General features: G+C 55.6%; 20 protein-coding genes. 9 read left to right on the top strand and 11 right to left on the bottom strand.

Annotated elements, in window-relative coordinates; genetic code table 11:
• Positions 1-89: 89 nt before the first annotated feature.
• Entirely contained in the window at positions 90-503 is a 414-nt protein-coding gene (locus tag IT893_RS02320; RefSeq protein ID WP_197146692.1) for a DUF2218 domain-containing protein, read from the top strand.
• A 140-nt stretch (positions 504-643) separates the two neighbouring features.
• On the opposite strand, the gene IT893_RS02325 is transcribed toward IT893_RS02320, so the two are convergent.
• The gene (locus IT893_RS02325; protein WP_197146693.1) at positions 644-1,531 is read right to left on the bottom strand and encodes a LysR family transcriptional regulator; all 888 of its coding nucleotides are present in this window, start codon (positions 1,529-1,531) and stop codon (positions 644-646) included.
• A 170-nt stretch (positions 1,532-1,701) separates the two neighbouring features.
• Here IT893_RS02325 and IT893_RS02330 point away from each other — a divergent pair, with 170 nt between their 5' ends.
• A complete protein-coding gene (locus IT893_RS02330) occupies positions 1,702-3,201 on the top strand; it encodes a CoA-acylating methylmalonate-semialdehyde dehydrogenase (protein WP_064781083.1) in 1,500 nt (499 codons plus the stop codon).
• A gap of 70 nt (positions 3,202-3,271) precedes the next feature.
• On the opposite strand, the gene IT893_RS02335 is transcribed toward IT893_RS02330, so the two are convergent.
• The 4 genes from IT893_RS02335 to IT893_RS02350 form a co-directional block, all read right to left on the bottom strand.
• On the bottom strand, positions 3,272-6,037 hold the full coding sequence (locus IT893_RS02335) for a sensor histidine kinase (protein WP_197146694.1): 2,766 nt from the start codon (positions 6,035-6,037) through the stop codon (positions 3,272-3,274).
• A 3-nt stretch (positions 6,038-6,040) separates the two neighbouring features.
• On the bottom strand, positions 6,041-6,220 hold the full coding sequence (locus IT893_RS02340) for a hypothetical protein (RefSeq protein WP_063089075.1): 180 nt from the start codon (positions 6,218-6,220) through the stop codon (positions 6,041-6,043).
• Between the two features lie 83 nt (positions 6,221-6,303).
• The gene (locus IT893_RS02345; protein ID WP_040823096.1) at positions 6,304-6,687 is read right to left on the bottom strand and encodes a response regulator transcription factor; all 384 of its coding nucleotides are present in this window, start codon (positions 6,685-6,687) and stop codon (positions 6,304-6,306) included.
• A 118-nt stretch (positions 6,688-6,805) separates the two neighbouring features.
• A complete protein-coding gene (locus IT893_RS02350; protein WP_197146695.1) occupies positions 6,806-8,383 on the bottom strand; it encodes a helix-turn-helix domain-containing protein in 1,578 nt (525 codons plus the stop codon).
• A gap of 201 nt (positions 8,384-8,584) precedes the next feature.
• On the opposite strand from IT893_RS02350, the gene IT893_RS02355 reads away from it, so the two are divergent.
• The 5 genes from IT893_RS02355 (at position 8,585) to IT893_RS02375 (ending at position 13,776) form a co-directional block, all read left to right on the top strand.
• On the top strand, positions 8,585-9,946 hold the full coding sequence (locus IT893_RS02355; protein WP_197146696.1) for an ABC transporter substrate-binding protein: 1,362 nt from the start codon (positions 8,585-8,587) through the stop codon (positions 9,944-9,946).
• Positions 9,947-10,064: 118 nt separating this feature from the next.
• Complete coding sequence (locus IT893_RS02360; protein WP_008889976.1) at positions 10,065-11,081, top strand: branched-chain amino acid ABC transporter permease; 1,017 nt, start codon at positions 10,065-10,067, stop codon at positions 11,079-11,081.
• A gap of 2 nt (positions 11,082-11,083) precedes the next feature.
• Positions 11,084-12,262, top strand: a complete 1,179-nt coding sequence (locus IT893_RS02365; protein WP_197146697.1) for a branched-chain amino acid ABC transporter permease — start codon at positions 11,084-11,086, stop codon at positions 12,260-12,262.
• Positions 12,263-12,265: 3 nt separating this feature from the next.
• Positions 12,266-13,027: an ABC transporter ATP-binding protein gene (locus IT893_RS02370; protein ID WP_063089072.1), complete on the top strand. Its 762-nt coding sequence runs from the start codon at positions 12,266-12,268 to the stop codon at positions 13,025-13,027.
• On the top strand, positions 13,024-13,776 hold the full coding sequence (locus IT893_RS02375; protein ID WP_008889979.1) for an ABC transporter ATP-binding protein: 753 nt from the start codon (positions 13,024-13,026) through the stop codon (positions 13,774-13,776). Before IT893_RS02370 ends, IT893_RS02375 begins: the two co-directional genes overlap by 4 nt.
• Positions 13,777-13,870: 94 nt before the next feature.
• On the opposite strand, the gene IT893_RS02380 is transcribed toward IT893_RS02375, so the two are convergent.
• On the bottom strand, positions 13,871-14,341 hold the full coding sequence (locus IT893_RS02380) for an Lrp/AsnC family transcriptional regulator (RefSeq protein ID WP_008889980.1): 471 nt from the start codon (positions 14,339-14,341) through the stop codon (positions 13,871-13,873).
• Positions 14,342-14,504: 163 nt separating this feature from the next.
• On the opposite strand from IT893_RS02380, the gene hppD reads away from it, so the two are divergent.
• Positions 14,505-15,617, top strand: coding sequence for a 4-hydroxyphenylpyruvate dioxygenase (gene hppD / locus IT893_RS02385; protein ID WP_197146698.1), 1,113 nt, complete (start codon positions 14,505-14,507; stop codon positions 15,615-15,617).
• Positions 15,618-15,681: 64 nt separating this feature from the next.
• On the opposite strand, the gene IT893_RS02390 is transcribed toward hppD, so the two are convergent.
• The 4 genes from IT893_RS02390 to IT893_RS02405 all read right to left on the bottom strand — a co-directional run bounded on the left by IT893_RS02390 (position 15,682) and on the right by IT893_RS02405 (position 19,143).
• Positions 15,682-16,032, bottom strand: coding sequence for a GNAT family N-acetyltransferase (locus IT893_RS02390; RefSeq protein WP_197146699.1), 351 nt, complete (start codon positions 16,030-16,032; stop codon positions 15,682-15,684).
• 206 nt (positions 16,033-16,238) lie between these two features.
• Entirely contained in the window at positions 16,239-17,552 is a 1,314-nt protein-coding gene (locus IT893_RS02395; protein WP_197146700.1) for a TRAP transporter large permease, read from the bottom strand.
• The gene (locus tag IT893_RS02400) at positions 17,552-18,088 is read right to left on the bottom strand and encodes a TRAP transporter small permease (RefSeq protein WP_197146701.1); all 537 of its coding nucleotides are present in this window, start codon (positions 18,086-18,088) and stop codon (positions 17,552-17,554) included. Before IT893_RS02400 ends, IT893_RS02395 begins: the two co-directional genes overlap by 1 nt.
• Entirely contained in the window at positions 18,085-19,143 is a 1,059-nt protein-coding gene (locus IT893_RS02405) for a TRAP transporter substrate-binding protein (RefSeq protein ID WP_197146702.1), read from the bottom strand. Before IT893_RS02405 ends, IT893_RS02400 begins: the two co-directional genes overlap by 4 nt.
• A 204-nt stretch (positions 19,144-19,347) precedes the next feature.
• Here IT893_RS02405 and IT893_RS02410 point away from each other — a divergent pair, with 204 nt between their 5' ends.
• Entirely contained in the window at positions 19,348-20,190 is an 843-nt protein-coding gene (locus tag IT893_RS02410; protein WP_197146703.1) for an IclR family transcriptional regulator, read from the top strand.
• A gap of 10 nt (positions 20,191-20,200) precedes the next feature.
• Here IT893_RS02410 and IT893_RS02415 read toward each other — a convergent pair whose 3' ends face one another.
• Entirely contained in the window at positions 20,201-20,629 is a 429-nt protein-coding gene (locus IT893_RS02415; protein ID WP_197146704.1) for a MarR family winged helix-turn-helix transcriptional regulator, read from the bottom strand.
• Between the last annotated feature and the right edge of the window lie 21 nt (positions 20,630-20,650).

Below are 20,650 nucleotides of genomic sequence, written 5' to 3' on the forward strand. Positions count from 1 at the left end.
CATTATTGTTCAGTGCTTAAGCAATGTGAAATGCGTGTCCAAGGGGTATGGGGATACCGTGCGCATAAAGCGCCCTTACAGGATTGGTGATGCACATGTCTAATCTGGCGATCAAAGTGAACGAGTCTTGGCCGGTTTCGGTCAATCCGATGGATGTTTCAGTTGATGAGGCTGGCCCTGTGTCTCGGACTTCAAAGGCACAGGATGGTGTCGGTAGCTTTGCGTTTGCAGATATCTATTTGCGCGGCGCGCCTTGCTTTCTCAAGGGAATGATGCTGCAAGCCCGTGGCGAAGACGTCAAGGGAACCCTGCGCAAACCCGATGCTGGTGTACTGGCATTTGAAAATGGTGCGTGCGAGTTGACGGCGACGCCGCTGTTTCTGACAGTTGCGATGTCTGCGGCCGATGAGCACAGCCTTGCGGACATGCAGGCTTATTTCGAAAACAAGCTGCGGACCCTCTCGCCCCAGACCAAAATCGAAATTGACTGGCGAAATAAATGACCAGTCGTCACTTCTTTGTGATCAAAAAGCCCGTTCAGGATTGAGCGGGCTTTTGTTTTGTTTGCCTGGTCGCAACGGGTATGTGATCGCGATCCGCTTTGCGCATTCAGGCCCTTGCCGTTGACGGTAATTGTGTGTTCTCAGCTCATGATAAATCGATCACGAGCCCCGCGCACGACGCGCGTTATATGCTCGACAATTGCCGCGACACTTCGCGTATCCTTGGTGTCCGGGTGCTGAAGCATCCAGTAGTTTCGGGTGAAACGGATTTCGGGCAGCAGGCGAACGAGGTCGGGGATGCCTTCGGTGGCGTAGTCGTGCAGGATACCGATGCCGTATCCGTTCCGCACCGCCTCCATCTGGGCCACCACACTGCCGCATTCAAATCGGCGCTTCATCAACTTGCCAAGGCGGGCGGCGTAATCCAGTGCGCGACTGTAAATCAGATCCTCGATATGGGTGACAAACAGGCGGTCTGTCAGATCGGCCTCGGTTTTGACCGCACCAAAACGTTCGATGTAGGATTTGCTGGCATAGACACTGAGCGTATAGTCGGTGAGTTTGCTGATCACCAGGCGCCCTTGTTTCGGTCGGTCGAGCGTGATGGCGATATCGGCTTCGCGTTGAGACAGTGAAAAAGTGCGTGGCAACGGGACAAGCTGGATCACAAGATCCGGGTGATTTGACGCAAAGTGAGCCAACTCACTTGCCAAAAAATAATTGCCCAATCCATCGGGGACGCCGACGCGAACCGTGCCGCTGATCAGCTCTGACTGGTTGGAAACGGCGGTGCCCGCACGCAAAAAAGCCGACTCTGCGGCCTCTGCTGCCTGCATCAATTCCCGTCCCGCCGGGGTCAGGTCCGATCCGGTGGTGCGCCGTTCGATCAGTTTGGTACCAAGTTCCTGTTCAAGCGCGGTCAGCTGGCGGCCCACCGTTGCGTGGTTCAGGCCAAGCTGCCGGGCAGCGGCAAGGATCTGGCCTTGGCGGGCAACGGCCAGAAAGATGCGGAAGCGATCCCAATCCATGATGGGTGTGATCCTGTCGTGACTTTAATTTTTGCACATCGAATTTGCGGAAATGATAATTGATGTGCATCCCTGTGCATAGCCATAATGGATGCAGGATATTAAGGGGGAAGACCCCCACTTATATTAAGATCGTCCCACTGATCATCAGGTTTATCGGGAGAAACCCAATGGCAACCCAACTTACCCATTACATCAACGGCAAACGCGTTGCCGGTAACTCCGGCCGCTCAGTACCGGTTTTCAATCCGGCAACTGGCGCACAGAGTGCGACGGTTGATCTGGCATCGAAGGCCGAGGTCCGCGCCGCTGTTGAATCCGCGTCTGCCGTTGCCGCCGAATGGGCCGCAACCACGCCGCTGCGCCGTGCACGTATTTTGAACAAGTTCCTCGGCATCCTCGAAGATCGTTCCGAAGAACTGGCAGCCGCCATCACGGCCGAGCATGGCAAGGTTCTGTCCGATGCGCTGGGCGAAGTCACCCGCGGGATCGAGGTTGTTGAGTTTGCCACCGGCGCGCCGCAGCTGCTTAAGGGCGAGTTCACCGAAAATGTCGGCACCAAGGTTGATAGCCATTCCATCCGTCAGCCGCTTGGTATCGTTGCCGGTATCACACCGTTCAACTTCCCGGCCATGGTGCCGATGTGGATGTTCCCGGTCGCCCTTGCCTGCGGTAACTGCTTTATCCTCAAGCCGTCAGAGCGTGACCCGTCCGCGTCGCTTCTGCTGGCCGAATGGCTGACCGAAGCGGGTCTTCCCGATGGCGTGTTCAACGTTGTTCAGGGCGACAAGGAAGCGGTTGATGCGCTTCTGTTTGATCCGGATGTTTCGGCCATCAGCTTCGTCGGCTCGACCCCGATTGCCAAATACATCTATGAAACTGCAACCGCGCAGGGCAAGCGTTGCCAGGCCCTTGGTGGGGCGAAGAACCACATGATCATTATGCCCGATGCCGACATGGATCAGGCGGTCGATGCCCTGATGGGCGCTGCTTACGGATCGGCCGGCGAGCGTTGCATGGCAATTTCGGTTGCGGTGCCGGTCGGCAAGGAAACGGCAGATACCCTGATCGAAAAACTGGTTCCGCGCATCAATGAACTGCGCGTGGCACCGGGTATTGATCCGGCGGCCGAAATGGGCCCGCTTGTGACCGCAGCCCACCGTGACAAGGTTGTCGGCTATATCAACAAGGGTGTCGAAGAAGGTGCCAAGCTGGTGGTGGACGGCCGTGACATCAAGCTGCAGGGCTATGAAGATGGTTACTTCGTTGGTGGTACGCTCTTTGATGACGTCACCCCGGATATGAGCATCTACAAGGAAGAGATCTTTGGCCCGGTTCTGTCGGTTGTGCGTACCGATGATTTCGAGACCGCTGCCAACCTTGTTGATGATCATGAATATGGCAATGGTACCGCGATCTTCACCCGCGATGGCGACACCGCCCGTGAATTTGCTGCACGCACCCAGACCGGCATGGTTGGCATCAACGTGCCGATCCCGGTTCCGATGGCCTTCCATTCGTTCGGTGGCTGGAAAGCTTCGCTGTTTGGCGACCATCACATGCATGGCCCGGAGGGTGTGCGGTTCTATACCAAGCTGAAAACCATCACCACGCGCTGGCCGACCGGCATTCGCAAGGGCGCTGAGTTCGTCATGCCCACCATGAAATAAGTATTGCACTCATCGCAGTATCAAAGGGCGCGCAAAGCCAAATTTGCGCGCCCTTATTGGTTCGGGGGTGTTAGCTGCCAAAGGATGCCGGTTTGGCGGGCTTGATGGCCTCCATGATGGTGCCAGGGATGAAAACGCGGAAGGTTGCCCCGCGTCCTGCGGGACTTTCAGCCCATATCTTGCCCTGACAATGTTCGACAACATGCTTGGCGATCGCAAGGCCAAGACCTGAGCCGGATGGTTTGGGTTTGTCATCAGCGTATTTGCCGCCGCGCGAAAACTTGTCAAAGATGATTTCAAGCTCGTTCGGGGCAACGCCCTTGCCGTTATCGGTGATCGAAACCAGATAGCCGCCATCCATGGCTTCCCCGCGCACCGATACTTCGGGGTGATCCGGCGCAGAGAACTTGGCAGCGTTCGACAACAGATTGATGAAGACCTGCGTCAGGCGGTCGCGGTCAACATGCAACAAAGCCGAATTGCGCGAATATTCCTTGGTCAGAACAACACCCTTGGCATCAAACAGGCCTTTGACCGCATCAATACTTTCATCAAGCACCGTGCGTGGATCGACTTCGACCGCGCGCCAGTCGGAATGACCGGCTTCAAGACGGGCAAGGTCAAGATGATCGTCAATCAGGCGGGTCAGGCGTTCGCTTTCGCGGACAATGATTTCAAGGAAGTGATCGGCTTGTTTCGGGTCGAGGTTCGGGGAGTCGACCAGAATTTCCGAAAATGAGCGGATCGAGGTCAGCGGCGTTCTGAATTCATGGCTGACCATGGTCAGGAATTCATCCTTAAGCCGGTCCAGTTCCTTGAGCCGTTCGTTGGCGGCACGCAGTTCGGCAGCGGCTTTTTCAAGTTCGCGCGACTTGGTTTCAAGGCGCTGGGAATATTCGATAACGTGAGAGGTTTCTTCGAGGATCTCAAGCACTTCATCAAGGCTGACCATCTCGCCCTTGGCAACAGATGACACCATCACACGGGCCGATGCCGCCCCGATGGAGCCCGCCAGAAGTCGTTCGGTAAAGGCAATCATATCGGCATCGGCTTCACCCTTGCCCCGCCAGGATGGATCGATGCTTTGATCAAACTGGCGGAACGACTGATAGGCGCGATCCCGGCCCAAAAACCGTTCGACCAGTTCATAAAGATCATTGGCCGAGGCCGATGACCGCCAGATCACGGTGTCCTGCCCCTTGCGGGAAAAGGCATCGACAAACAGGGTGGCCTGAATGCGTTCAAGTGCGCTTGGTTCGGTAAACAGACTGATCAGAACATAGGCCGCTGTATTGAGTGAAATCGACCAGATCAGCGCATGGGTCAGGGGTGCAAAATCCGTCAGACCAAACAGGCTTTCGGGGCGCAACCACGGATGACCAAACGCGCCATTGAGAATAAGCGACGGATCCATCCAGCCGCTATCGGCAAGCGATGGCAGCAAAAGGGTATAGCCCCAAACGGCAAAGCCGAGGGTCAGTGCCACCTGCGCGCCGGTGCGTGTGCCACCTTTCCAGTAAAGCCCGCCAATCATGATCGGAATGAACTGGGCAATGGCGGCAAAGGAAATCAGCCCGATTTCGGCCAGCGCATCACTGGCTCCGGCAGACCGGTAATAGGCAAAGCCCATAAACACCACGACGACGATGGAGGCACGCCGGATAAAGATCAGAAGCCCGGTCAGATCATCACGTTCAGTCAGGCGCAGCGGGCGAATGCGCAAGAGTGCGGGGACGATCAGGTCGTTACAAACCATGGTCGAAAGCGCGATGGTCGCAACAATCACCATGCTGGTACTGGCCGACAGGCCGCCGACATAGGCGAGTAACGCCAGCATCGATTGGTCTTCAAACAGCGGCACGGAAATCACAAAGAAGTCCGGGTCCGACCAGACCGGAAGGGCGCCAAGCCCGGCCAGTGCAATCGGCAGAACAAACAGGTTCATCGCAAGAAGATAAAGCGGGAAGGCCCAGCTTGCGGTGGCAAGGTGACGTTCATCAACATTTTCAACAATGATCACCTGAAACTGGCGCGGCAGGCATAGGATGGCCGCCATCGACAGCATCATAAGCGTGAGCCAGCGCGAACTGCCCCCTTCGGGCAGCATCAGAAGCTTTGCCGTGTCGGCGTTTTCGGCTGATTGGGCAAACAGGTCGCCAAGCCCGTCATACATGACAAACGAGACAAAGAAGCCAACGGCCAGAAGAGCAAACAGCTTGACCAGACTTTCAAAGGCGATTGCGGCCACCATGCCTTCGTGATGTTCATCAGCATCAATGAAGCGCGTGCCAAACAGAATGCCAAACAGCGTCAGGCCAACGGCGGCCCAAAAGCCGCTATCGGAAAAGATGCTGACCGTTTCGCGGACCGGTTCGACCATGCCAAATTCCCAGCCGGTCAGCACGGTGTAGCTGGTGGCAATCGCCTTGAGCTGAAGCGCGATATAGGGCGTGGTGCCGATCACCGCGATCAGGGTCACAAGGACCGAAAGCTGGGTGCTTTTGCCATAGCGTGACGAGATAAAGTCGGCAATCGAGGTAATGCGATGGGCCTTGGAAATGCGCAGCATCTTGCGCAGCAAAAACCACCAGCCCAGAAAGATCACGGTCGGGCCAAGGTAAATCGTCAGATACTCAAGTCCGTTGCGCGCAGCTGTTCCGACCGCGCCATAAAACGTCCATGACGTGCAATATACCGCGATGGATAAGGTATAGACCGTCGGGTTGCGGACCCAGGAATGACCATCACGCGCACGCTTGTCGCCCCACCATGCAATCGAATAAAGCAGGCCGACATAAATCAGCGAAACAAGGATAACCAGTTCCGAGGATAGCATGGGCTATTTCCTCTCGATCTGGGCGGCACTGCGCAGCGCACGTGTCAGAACCGCGCACAGCGCAATCAGGATGGCCCATCCGGCAAAGAAATAGACAAACAGGATCGGCAGGCCAAGGATCGTGCCATCAAGCGAAAACATCCCCACAATCGGCGGCAGCCAGATAAACAGCGCCACCAGCATCAGAACAAGTGCGCGTTCGGTAAGTTTGCGTGGTGGTGTGATGGAGGCCTCCTGCGCATTGATGGGGAACGCAAACGCGCGTGTCAGTTTTCCGCACGTTCCAGCAGGGCTTTGACCCGGGACACGACATCGCGTGTGGAAAACGGCTTGGTGACAAAGTCGTCCACGCCAAGTTCAAGCCCCTTGCGGCGATCCACTTCGCGGGTTTTGGCAGTCAGCATCATGATGGGCATTTGTCGGGTGTTGGGATCGTTACGCGCTGCGCGCACGACTTCAAACCCGTCGCAAACGGGCATCATGACATCAAGTAAAACCATGTCCGGAATATCGCGCGCAATCATCGAAATCGCCGTACGGCCATCCGTTGCAACACTGACGTCATAGCCTTCCTTTTCCATCAGAAAGCTGAGTGATTCGACAATGGTTTCCTCGTCTTCGGCAATCAAGACCTTTGGTCTCTCATTCAAGGACGTTCTCCCCGATTTTTTGGATTTTTATATTCCCAATCCTAACGACTTACGGGCTGAATGATAATGCTACTTTGGGGTGGTATACATAAGACGTTGCTTGAAAGCTCTCATCGGATCATTTTTTGGCGGTTTTTGGCGTGCCATCGGCCATTTCATAGGCGCGTTGTGCGCAATCATCGCGCGGGCACTGGCGACATGAAATCCCGACCGGCACCGCCGACTCAGGACGATCAAGCGACAATCGGTCGCCATAAACCACATCATTTGAAAAGGCCGTGTCGCAACCGATCATCACCGAATGAACCGAGCGCGGAACGCCATATCCCCCGGCCCCGGACCGCAAGGCGCGTGCAACAAACAGAAATTCACTGCCATCGGGCAGGCGGACAAATTGCGGGATGACGCGTTCGGGCGCGGTATAGGCTTCGTGCACCACCCAGCGCGGGCAGGCCCCGCCGTAACGTGGCAATTGCAGACCCGATGCCGAGAACCGTTTGGAAATGTTTCCGGCGATGTCGGTGCGCACCAAGTGGAACGGAATGCCCTCGGCGCCTGGGCGGCGCAGCGTTGTCAGGCGATGGCAGATTTGCTCCCAGCTTGCCGCGTAGCGTTGCTGCAAAAGTTCGATGTCATGGCGCATGCTGCGTGCGTCATCCAAAAACAGGTCATAGGGAAACAGCAGTGCGGCGGCGGTATAGGATATCAATGCCTCGGTTGCGCGAACCCGTCCGGCTTTGCTGCCAATCTGGGCGCGATCCAATATCTCATTGATCGGGTCGGCGGCTTCAAGTCGGCAAATTGTGCGCGCTGCCTGAAAGCGCGCAGAGGTGATCGGAAGCGCACGTGAAATGCGCAGGGTATTGTTCTTGGCATCCCACTGATAACCGCTTGTCAGGAAGTCCTCGGACGGGCGGCGTTCGATCCGGGTGTTGTGGGTGTCTTCCAGATAATTGATCAGATCGGTCAGATAGAGCCCGCCATCAGGATCAATCACCGGGCGCATCGTGTTGGCGTGGTCTTCAAGGGCGGGGAAGTGGTTGGCATTGTCATATAGCAGATCATCAACTTCCTCGGCCGGGCTGGCGGCCGGGCGGCCAGCCTCGCCGCGTTCGAGAAAGTTGAAAATTTCGGTCGCCGATTCTGCCAGGCGCTGGGATTCGCGCACCAGTGTCGCGTTAAAGCGTGCGCGCTGGTCACGTGACAGATCATCATAATCATCGAAAATCTCGGCCACTGTGCGGATCGAGGTAATCCGGGTCAGGATCGAATGGCTGGCCTCGGTCAGGAACGGGTCATGGCTGAGCCGTTCGGACAGCGCGTCAATATCATCAAGACCACTGCGATAGGCGCGATATAGCGACAAGAACGCTGTGATCATGCCCGGTGAGGCCGCAATCATGGCGGGGAATTCGCGGCTTTCGACCGGGGTGGTGCGAAAGACCGGGTCGGAAGCAACTTCGGCCAGATCCGAAAGCAACCGGCTTTCCTCGGAGCCTGACAGGCTGTGAGGATGAATTTCCAGTGCCTCGGCAATCCGCATCAACAATCCACCGCCGATCGAGCGGCGGTTATGTTCAATCAGATTAAGGTAGGACGCCGAGATACCCGCAGCCTTCGCCAGGGCATTCTGGGTCATCCCGATGTCTTTTCGCCGTCCGCGAATGCGGTGTCCGATGGGGGCCTGACGCGCCATACTAAAGTCTTACCTGTTGACAGAATTTACTAATTTTCACAAAGCTCATCTATATATTTACAAAAAAGTTCTTTTATATCAACTAGGTGTTGATTCATTTTCAGATGATCCTCATTGTTTTGTCAGGTCGATAAAAAAACGAACCAAAAACAGGCCTCAGATTTCTCTGAAACAGATCCCAAGACATTGGGGAGGAAAACCATGTCGGAGACTAAGCTTATCGGAAATGTATCTCGTCGTACGATCCTGAAGGGATCCGCGGCAACCACGGGTGCAGCCCTCATCGGCGGCACTTTCCCGATGCATTTCATCAAGAACGCGCATGCCCAGACCTTCCGGGGTGATCCGGGCAGTGCTGCCAGCGTCAAACTCGGTTTCAACGTGCCACAGACCGGCCCGTATGCCGATGAGGGTGCTGACGAATTGCGTGCCTATCAGCTTGCGGTCAAGCACCTTAATGGCGAAGGCGATGGCGGTATGCTCAATACCATCAAGCCGCTTGAGCTCAAGGGTAACGGCATCCTCGGCAAGAAAGTCGAGTTCGTGACCGGTGATACCCAGACCAAGTCCGATGCTGCGCGTGCTTCTGCCAAGCGTATGATTGAAAAAGACAATGTGGCAATGATCACCGGTGGTTCGTCCTCTGGTGTGGCTGTTGCCGTGCAGGGTCTTTGCCAGGAAATGGGCGTCATCTTCATGGCGGGTCTGACCCACTCGAACGACACCACCGGTAAAGACAAAAAGCGTTATGGCTTCCGCCACTTCTTCAACGCTTACATGTCCGGTCAGGCGATCGCGCCGGTTTTGCTCGACGAGTATGGCGCAGAACGCCGCGCCTATCACCTGACGGCCGATTACACCTGGGGCTGGACCCAGGAAGAATCGATCAAGGCCGCGACCGAAAATATCGGTTGGGAAACTGTGAACACCGTTCGTACCCCGGTGGGTGCGGGTGACTTCTCCCAGTACATCACCCCGGTTCTGAACTCTGGCGCAGATGTCCTGATCCTGAACCACTACGGTAAGGACATGGTCAACTCCCTGACCCAGGCCGTTCAGTTCGGTCTGCGTGACAAACAGGTGAATGGCAAGAACTTCGAAATCGTTGTTCCGCTGTATTCCCGCCTGATGGCACAGGGTGCTGGCGATGCAGCCAAGGGTATCCTTGGGACCACCAACTGGCACTGGTCGCTTCAGGATGCCGGTTCGCAGGCCTTCGTGAAATCGTTCGGTCAGGAATACGGCTTCCCGCCGTCCCAGGCTGCACATACCTGCTACGTCCAGACGCTGCTTTATGCAAACGCCTGCGAAATGGCCGGTACGTTCGCACCTTGGGAAGTCATCAAACAGCTCGAAGGCTTCGAGTTCGATGGCGCCGGCAATGGCCCGACCTTGTACCGTGCAGAAGACCATCAGTGCTTCAAGGATGTTCTGGTTGTGCGTGGTAAAGAAAACCCGCAGTCCAACTTCGACCTTCTTGAAGTCGTCAAGGAAGTGCCGCGTGCACAGGTCGAGTATCCGGCCGACATGTTCGGCGGTGAACTGGGTCCGTATCAAGTCTGATGCACCCAAATTGATGCAAGCAGGGCCGGCCATCTCCCAATGGTCGGCCCGTTTGCCCTCTGGCCTCGGCCTGTACGACTTTTGATTAAGTCCCTTACGAATACGCGGCGGATATCTGATGGACGCTATATTTCTTCAAATCCTGAATGGTCTGGACAAGGGCGGTGCCTATGCACTGATTGCGCTTGGCCTGACCCTGGTGTTCGGCACGCTTGGCGTGGTGAACTTCGCGCATGGTGCCATCTTCATGATGGGCGCATTTTGCGCGGTAACTCTCGAAAAACTTTTGACCCTTTCGGTCAAGGTCAAGGATGAGTCGGTCACCTTCTTTGACGCCTACAAGGAAACGCCCTACCTCGAACTGTGGTTTGGCGATACCGGCACGGCAATCATTGACTGGTCTGTACCGCTGTCGATCATTCTGGCGATACCGGTGATGTTGCTCATTGGCATTGTCATGGAACGCTCCCTCATCCGGCATTTCTACAAGCGTCCTCACGCCGAACAGATTCTTGTGACTTTTGGTCTGGCCATCGTGCTTCAGGAACTGGTCAAGGCCGCCTTTGGCGCAAACCCGATCCCGCAGGGCGCACCGGATATCGTTTCCGGATCTGCCGCCGTTGGTGCGATCTTTGGTCTGGGCGAAGCGGTGGTTTATCCTTGGTGGCGTCTGATTTATCTGGCGTTCTCGCTGATCACCATTGGTCTTGTGTTCTCGTTCCTGCATTTCACCACCTACGGGATGGTGGTGCGCGCCGGGATGGCCGACCGCGAAACGGTCGAACTTCTGGGCATCAATATTGAACGTCGCTTTACGATTGTGTTTGGCATCGCGGCAGTGGTCGCGGGTCTGGCAGGCGTGATGTACACGCCGGTTCTGCCCCCGGATTACCATCTGGGTATGGACTTCCTGGTGCTGTCATTTGTCGTGGTTGTTGTGGGTGGCATGGGCTCCTTGCCCGGTGCGGTGGCCGCTGGCTTCCTGCTGGGGATCTTGCAGTCCTTCTCGTCCATGACCGAGGTAAAAGACATCTTCCCGGGCATTGACCAGATCATCATCTACCTTGTTGCCGTCGTCATTCTGCTGACCCGTCCGCGTGGTCTGCTGGGACGCCGGGGCGTGATGGAGAGCTAATAATGTCAAATACAAAAATCGTCTCGCCCAAGAAAGATATGATCTTTATGGCCATCCTGACGGTCGTGGTTCTGACCATGCCGATTTGGTTGCAACCCTTCGGGGCGGCCTATCCTGACCTGATGCAGAAGTTCATGATCTTTGGCATCTTTGCCATCGGCTATAACATCCTGTTTGGTCTGACTGGCTATCTGTCCTTTGGTCACGCAGCCTTCCTGGGTGTGGGGTCCTATACCGCCGTCTGGTCGTTCAAGCTGCTGTCAATGAACGTTATTCCGGCCATGATCTTTGGCACGGTGCTGTCGGGGCTGTTTGCGCTCGCGATCGGCTTTGTGTCCTTGCGTCGTTCGGGGATTTATTTCTCGATCCTGACACTGGCCTTTGCACAGATGTCCTATAACCTTGCCTATTCGGTTCTGACCCCGATCACCAATGGTGAAACCGGTCTGCAACTTGCACAGTCCGATCCGCGCATTCTTGATCACATGTCAGGCATCGTTGCCGACGGATCGCTGCCGACCCCGAACCTATTCGGGATCGAGGGGATCGGTTATTCCGGCTTCTATATCTGTGCCGCCCTGATGCTGATATCGTTCTTCATATATCTGCGCATCTTCCGCTCACCGTTCGGGCTTAAGCTGCGTGCGATCAAGTCGAACCAGAACCGCATGGGCTATACCGGGTTCAGCACCCGTCCGTACCTGATGACCGCCTTTGTCATCTCGGGCATGTATGCCGGTCTTGCCGGTTCGCTTCTGGCGGTCACCGATCCGCTGGCCGGGGCCGAGCGCATGCAATGGACCGCATCGGGCGAGGTCGTTCTGATCACCATCCTTGGTGGTGTCGGGACCCTGATTGGTCCGCTTCTGGGCGCTGGTATCATCAAGTATTTCGAGAACATCTTCTCGGCCTTTAACGATGACGTGCTGCTGAATGCGTTCTCCTTCCTGCCCGATTGGCTGGCCCATCCGGTGGCATCCGTGGTCGGCCTATTTGTCGGCGAAGGCTGGCACCTGACCCTTGGTCTTGTCTTCATGCTGATCGTGATCTTCCTGCCCGGTGGCATCATGGAAGGTATCACGCGCCTGACGCGCCTGGTTACCAAACGTGACAAGGCCGAGCCGAAGTCCGAAGCCCACGAAACCAAAGAAAAAGAACAAACATCGGCGGGGGAGGTCTGATCCATGTCCGAATACATTCTTGACGTCACCGACGTCGACAAGAACTTTGGCGGTCTGCAGGCGCTTTCCGATATCAACCTTCGGGTCAAGGAAGGCACCGTGCACGCGATCATCGGGCCAAACGGGGCTGGCAAATCGACATTGCTGAACGTGATTGTCGGACGTCTGGCACCAAGCCGCGGTCGTGTGTTGCTTGGCGATCAGGTTCTGACCGGCAAGGAACCGCACGAGATCAATCAGCTTGGTGTCGCGCGTGTTTTCCAGACGCCGGAAATCTTTCCGGAACTGTCGCTTTTGCAAAACGTGATGGTTCCGGCCTTTGCCAAGCGCGAAGGCATTTTCAAGATGAACTTCCTCAGCAGCCTGTTTGCGGAAAAAGAAGTCCGCGAACATGCCGAACACCTTCTTGAAGATGTCGGCTTGCTTCAGCACAAGGATCATCTTGCCGGTTCGATGTCGCGTGGTGACAAACGTCGTCTTGAACTTGCCATGTGCCTTGGGCAACAGCCGAAACTGTTCCTGCTGGATGAACCGACAGCTGGCATGTCGCGCCATGACACCAACCGCACGATTGATCTGCTCAAACGGATCAAGGAACGCGGCATGACCAAGGTGATCATTGAACACGACATGCATGTTGTCTTCAGTCTGGCCGATCGCATCAGCGTCTTGGCCCAGGGTGCCATCATTTGTGAAGGCACGCCGGAAGAAGTACGTAACGACCCACGGGTCAAGGAAGCCTATCTCGGAGGGGAAACGGTATGAACGCTTTGCCAAAACAGGAACCCGTCCGTAAACAGGGTGGAGATCCGGCGTTTTTCTCGGTCTATGACATCCATGCCTATTACGGCGAAAGCTATATCGTTCAGGGGCTGTCCTTTGATGTCCGCGAGGGCGAAATTCTGGCCCTTCTCGGTCGTAACGGGGCGGGCAAGACGTCCACACTCCGCACGCTTGCGCGCATGGGCGACCCGGAACTCAAACACGGTGAAATCTGGCTTGATCACCAGCCGTTGCACGAAATGAAGGCATGGCAGGCCGCCCGTCTGGGTCTGCAACTTGTGCCCGAAGATCGGCGCATCATTCCGGGCATGACGGTTCAGCAAAACCTTGAACTGGCCCAGATTGCCGAGCCGCATGGCTGGTCGATCCAGCGCATCTATGAACTGTTCCCGCGTCTTGGTGAAAGGGCGGAACAGGAAGCCATCACGCTTTCCGGTGGCGAACAACAGATGCTGGCGATCGGGCGTGCACTTGCCCGTGACATCAAGCTTTTGCTGCTCGATGAACCCTATGAAGGCCTGGCGCCGGTCATTGTTCAGGAAATTGAAAAGACCCTGCAAAACGTCAAGAAGCTCGGCATTACGACGATTATTGTCGAGCAGAATGCAATTGCAGCCCTTAAACTGGCCGACCGCGCGATTATCATGGATAGCGGCGAGATCGTCTTTGACGGGACCGCGCAGGCTGTTCTCGATAACGAGGAACTGCGCGACCAGTACCTTGCCATCTAAAGACAGGGGGGCGTCACCGAAACTTTTTTGTAAGGGGAGTTTCGGGACAGGTAAGGCCGTGCCTTCGGGGCGCGGCCTTTTCCCTTTTTATGGCTTAAAGATCCGGATCGACGGCAAGCCCCTCGAAATCCTTCAGCACATTCAGCACAATCGATGTCTTCACATGCTGGACCGAGTCATGGGGCAACAGCACCTCATTGACGAAATGCGAAAGTGCTGCCAGATCCTTGGTTGCGACCTTAAGGTGGTAATCCATCTCCCCGGTCAGCGAAAACGCCTCCAACACTTCGGGCAGATCGGCCAACAGTCTGGCAAACCGTTTGGCATTGTCGCGGTTATGGGTGGCAAGTGTCACCGAAATCACCACCAGCAACCCCATGCCCATCTTTTGCCGGTCAATATCGGCACGGTATCCGCGAATGACCTTGTCGTCTTCAAGGCGGGCACGGCGGCGTGAACATTGTGACGCCGAAAGGCCGATGCGTTCTGACAAATCATTGTTTGTCAGACGGCCATCCTTTTGCAGTTCCGCCAGCAGTTTAAGGTCCAGTCGGTCCAGTTGCATGTTTCACGCGCCAAATGATTGTTTAATGCATGATGTATGCAAAGAATTCCGAAAAGCAAGCGTAAATGCACGCACGTTGCACGCGGTTTGGCGCACGATTGGGACATAACAAGAATTCGAATAATTCCAATCATTCGAATGTTCCAATCAAAGGAGACTTCCGATGGGTCCGTTCCCGCATGATGCCCCGCGCGCAACCATTAGCGATGAAAACCCGGCCGGAACCGACGGGTTCGAGTTCGTTGAATTCGCCCATGAAGACGCCGACAAACTGGAAACCCTGTTTGCCCGCATGGGATACAGCCCGGTTGCCAAGCACAAGACCAAAAACATCACTGTCTGGCGTCAGGGCGATATCAACTACATCCTCAATGCGGAGCCATCATCGCATGGCATGAAATTCGTTGAAAAGCACGGCCCCTGCGCACCGTCCATGGCATGGCGCGTGGTGGATGCCAAGCATGCCTTTGATCATGCGGTGTCAAAGGGGGCAGAGCCCTACACCGGGGATGACAAGACGCTTGATGTCCCGGCCATCGTCGGCATTGGCGGGTCGTTGCTGTATTTCGTCGATAAATATGGTGAAACCGGTTCGGCCTATGACGCGGAATTTGACTGGCTGGGCGAACGCGATCCGAAACCCGAAGGGGTTGGTTTCTATTACCTTGATCACCTGACCCATAACGTCTATCGCGGCAATATGGATAAATGGTGGGACTTCTATCGCGATCTGTTTGGTTTCAAGCAAATCCACTTCTTTGACATTGCCGGTAAAATCACTGGTCTGGTCAGCCGCGCGATCACGTCCCCCTGTGGCAAGATCCGCATTCCGCTTAATGAATCGACTGATGACAAAAGCCAGATCGAAGAATACCTGCGCAAATACAAGGGCGAAGGCATTCAGCATATCGCGGTCGGCACCGATGGCATCTATGACGCCACCGACAAGCTTGCCGCCAATGATCTGAAATTCATGCCCGGGCCCCCGGAAACCTATTACGAAAAATCGCATGAACGCGTGCACGGCCATGACGAGCCGATTGAACGCATGAAGCAGCACGGCATCCTGATCGATGGCGAAGGTGTGGTTGATGGCGGCACGACCAAGATTTTGCTTCAGATCTTCTCGAAAACCGTGATCGGCCCGATCTTCTTTGAGTTTATTCAGCGCAAAGGCGACGAAGGCTTTGGCGAGGGCAACTTCCGCGCCCTGTTTGAGAGCATCGAAGAAGACCAGATCCGCCGTGGCGTGCTGAAGGTGGATGCCGCCGAATGATCATCGGCGATGGATCTTACAAAAGCCCGGATGACATCAATCCGGGCTTTTGCTTTTGGGGCCGCTAAGCGGACAGCGTCTTTTCAAAATAAACGCGCTTAAAACCGTCTTCCGTGCGTCGGTCTGTTTCAACATAACCAAGATGCGGATAAATCGATAAATTCGCCGACATCTTTTCATTGGTATAAAGACGGACACGCGAAAACCCTTGCTGCCGTGCGGTGTCCTCGCAGACGGCCATCAGGCGTTTGCCAATGCCACGCCCATTTAGCGCGGGCGTAACCGCGATGTTTTCAAGCATCATGGTCGTGTCGTCATCCGGGTAAAAAACAACAAAACCAACAGGCCGGTCGTCGTCATCGGTCGCGACATGAATATGTCCGGCGCTGATTTGTGCCGCAAAATCGGCGGTCATCGGGGCCGGCTTTCGCCCGATCACGGCAATATATTGCTGATAAGCCGAGATGGCGCACTCGCGGATGGCAGTTTCATCGCTGGGTTTTGCGGGGCGGATCATGTGCTTTCCAATCAGTTACGCCACCATAATTTCTTATGGTGGCGTTTGGGAATCAATGTGTTTTGATCGTTTCAGCTTGCTGTGCTGAAATCAAGTTGCCGTCGCTAGTAGGCACCAAATCCCAGCAAATGCGGCAACCACAGAACCAGCCCCGGGATTGCAATCATCAGGATCACCCGCACAAAGTCAGCCGCCAGAAATGGCAGGATACCGCGTGCAAGGGTCGTGATCTTCATGTCCGGTGAAACGCCCTGAATGATAAACAGGTTCATGCCAATCGGCGGGGTAATCAGGCCGATTTCAACAACCGATACCAGAACAACACCAAACCAGATCGGGTCATAGCCGACGCCGGTAATCACGCCATAGGCCGGAACCATGGTCAGAAGAATCATAGACAGGCTATCCATGAAGCACCCGAGAACGACATAAAACACCAGAAGCGCGATCAAAACGACAAGTGGCGAATAGCCCTGTGTGGTGATCCAGTCGACCAAGGTCTGGGTCAGTCCGCTGGTTTCAATGAAGAAATTGAAAAGTGCCGCGCCCACCAGAATAAGGAAAATCATCCCGGTCATGCCGGCGGTTTCGCGAATGCCGGTGCGCAAAACAGTCCAGGTCAGGCGTTTGCGCATAAAGGCAAACAGCAACGCTGCCCCCGCGCCAACAGCCGCGGCCTCGGTCGGGGAAAACAGGCCGGCATAAATGCCGCCAATCACCAAGGCGATCAAAAGGACCGCATCCCACATTTGCAGCAATGCGCCCCACCGTTGCGACCAGGGCACATAGGTGCTGACCGGCGCAAGCGATGGATCGCGCATCACCTGAATACGGATGGAGGCGATATAAAGAACCGTCGCCAAAAGACCCGGGATCATCGCACCGGCAAACAGCGCGCCAATCGACTGTTCGGTCATCAGCGCGTAAATCACCAGCAGGATCGATGGCGGAATGAGAACGCCCAGTGTGCCGCCCGCCGCAATCGATGCCCCGGCAAGACTTTTGGCATAGCCGCGTTGACGCATTTCAGGCAGCGCCACGCGCCCCATGGTCGCACAGGTCGCAAGCGACGATCCGCAAATCGCCCCAAACACCGCACTGGCCCCGATGCTTGATGCGGCAAGTCCGCCTGGACGATGGCCGGAAAAGGCCGTGATACCGCGAAACAGGTTGCTTGAAAGGCCGGAGTGCGATGCGAACACGCCCATGAAAATGAACAGTGGCACCACCGAAAGGCCATAGGGGAAGATCGCCTCAAACGGCAGGCTTGCCATGACATAGCTTGCCGACATCCAGTCGGTCAAAAGCAGCGTTCCGATAATACCAACCACCGCCATCGCGACAGCAACCGGTACGCGCAACAGGGCCAGTGCCAGTGCTGCAGCAAACCCGATCAATCCCGCCCATTCCGTCGCCATCAGTTATTCTCGTTCGTTAAAAGCATTTTCAGAAAATGGACAAGACAGACCAGTGTCGATATCGCCATGCCGCTGAGAAGGAAGCCCCAGAACAGGATCATCGGAATCTCAAGGTTCTGCGACACGTCGCCATAGCTCCATTGTTCCATCGCCCGTCCCCATGACAGATAAAACAGGAACGCCATCAACCCGGCACACAGAAGCGGGATTAGGGTGTCGATGATGCGAAACAGGAAGCGAAGATGGTTCTTGCCGACCAGGTCGACCGTGACGTGGGCATGGGCGCTAAACGCATAGGGGATCGCCCAGGATGCCGCCGCCATGACACAAAACTGGGTCAGGTCAACCGCGCCCACCATCGATTGGCCGCCAATGCGGCGCCAGATGATATCGATAACCACAATGGCAATCGCACCGATCAGGGCGGCCATACCGACAAAAGCCAGAATGTCGGTCAGTCTGTTCATAAAGCGGTCAGTGCGGTGAACCGCGGCATAAAGCCGCGATCCACCGAAGTTTTCAGTCGGCTGGGTCATTTGTCGCCAGCGTGATATTTGGCATCAAATTCCGCGATAAGTTCCTGCGCACGCTGATAGACGGCCTCGGGGTCCGAGACGCCCTTTTCCTTCAGGCTGGCAAGGTATTCCTTGATCATCGGCTGGGATGCTTCCTGCCATTCCGCACGGGTGGCGTCATCAATCGTGATGATTTCATTGCCGTGTTTTTCCGCATCAGCCTTGCCAACGGCTTCCCATTTGTCCCACCAGTCGCCGAATTTCCCGACAAGGACATCGCCAGAAATTTCGTCAATTGCGGCCCGCACGTCGTCGGGCAGGCTGTCATATTTTTTCTGATTCATGACGAAATAGAAGCCGGCGGTATAGGCCGCGGCATCGGTGTGATATTTCAAAAGTTCATTGGCCTTGACCGCATTGACCAGATCCCAGGTGGCAACCAGACCTTCGATATTGCCTTTTTCAAGGTTTTCGTAAATTGCCGAGGGCGGCAGTCCGACCGGGGATGCCCCAAAGGATTCCAGCATTGCTGAAATCGCCGGGCTTGGTGTGCGAAGACGCAGGCCCTTGAGGTCGTCAAGCGATCTGACCGGTGTATCAAGGGTGTGGATCAGTCCACCCGGATGGGTAAACAGGCCAAGGACCTTGAAGTCCTGATAGTCACTGCCAAGAAGGCCTTCCTTGTAAAGCTGCCACAGGGTTTCCGACCCGGAATCGGCATATTTCACCAGAAACGGCAGTTCAATCACCGAGGCAGCCGGATAACGGTCACGCGGAATGCCATTCAGGCCCACGGCCATATCCATAACGCCCGCGCGTACCTGATCGGCCTGACGGTCGATTTTGCCAAAGGCCGACGTGGCGTCATAGATCTCGACTTCGACTTTGCCGCCGGTTTTTTCCGACAGTTGCTGTCCCCAGCTTTCAAGGAAGTCCTTCTGGAAACCATGACTTGGCGGCAGATAGTGGCTGACTTTAAGGGTGATGTCGGCCGCATGCGCGATACCGGCACCGGCAAGAATGGTTGCGCCGGTCATAAGACCAAGCAGCGTTTTACGAAGATTAGGATGTTTCACGGATGTCTCCCTGTTTTTTTTAAGTCGTTCATTTGGTCTTGCGTCTGACCAGCTTCGGGCCAAGCGATTGCTGTGCAGTTGCCATCAGCCTGTGCATGTCCGGGATGGCAGTCTGGGATCGCGCCTGGAATGCTGTTTTTTCTTTGAATTGGAATTATGATATATATAATCAATTACGCAATATGAAATTTATGCAGGTAAATTTTGACCAAAGCCTCGCCCAAAAATATCCCGGATAGCGAAACCGAACATGACACCGCCGACGTGGTTGATGCCGCTGACAAGCGCAAAGGCATTCAGTCGGTCGAAGTCAGTGGCGTCATTATTGCCGCCTTGTGCGATTTCAAATTCCCGGTTCCGCTAAAGGACCTTGCAGACGCGGTTTCTATGCCCGCGGCAAAGGTCCATCGCTACCTTGCCAGTCTGGTGCGCATCGGCCTTGCCTGGCAGGATGACCAGACGGGGCTGTATGGCCTTGGCCCGATGGCGTTGCGCATGGGTGTTTCGGCGATTGAACGCAATGATGTTGTGATGCGCGCCGGTCGGCTGTTGCGCAATCTGGCGATTGAGTTGCGATCATCGGGGCATCTGGCGATCTGGGGTGAACGTGGCCCGGTTCTGATCCGCACCGAACATGGCGGCCCGCCGATCATATCGACCATGGGGCTTGGCACGGTGATGCCGCTTTTGCGCTCTGCAACCGGGCAGGCCTTTTTGACCAGCATGCCGCGCAGCGCAATCGAACATGTCATTTCGGCCGAACAGGAAATCCTGCATTGGGATGATGCCACGGTGGACCGGCTGATTGCCGACACCAAGCAACGCGGCGCAGCCGTGATTGAAGGCGATATCGTGCCCGGTTTATCCGCAATCAGTGCGCCGGTTTATAATCTCGACGGGGCGGTGGCCTGTTGCGTCACGCTGATGAACCCCAATGCCAATTACTTTCAGCCGGGACAGGCGGCGTTCGATGTGTTTACCCGTGCCATTGCCGATTTCACGCAAAGTTGGGGTGGCACGCCGCGCACGGAATCTGATCAGGCTTAGGGTGCCGGGATCACAGGTCGTTAAACCGTTTCAGGAGGTCAGAAAGACGTTTGAATTCATCTTTGCCCAGAAAGTCGCGCACTTTCCGGTCATAGGCGACGCCCGCCTCACACAGTGACGTGAAGGCCGATTTTCCCTGCGCAGTCAGGTCAAGGCGATGTACACGGCGATCATTTTCATCCTGAAACCGTTTCAACCAACGCCGTTTCTCGATGGAAAAGACAGCCCGTGAAACCTTGGTTTTGTGCAGTCCGGTATGGGTCACGATTTCGGTCGCGGTTAAGGCACCATACTGGCCGAGTGTCGCCAGAACCCGCCATTCGGACCGCGTCATCCGGTATCGGTCGCGATAGATATCGCGAAAGCCAAGGCTGAGCTTTTCGCTGGCGTGATGCATCAGAAACGGCAGGAAACTGTGAAGATCGAATTCGGATTTCATTGGCTTCAAAAGGCTGTTTGA

The sequence above is a fragment of the Thalassospira sp. A40-3 genome (assembly GCF_015871485.1).
Taxonomy (GTDB): domain Bacteria; phylum Pseudomonadota; class Alphaproteobacteria; order Rhodospirillales; family Thalassospiraceae; genus Thalassospira; species Thalassospira tepidiphila.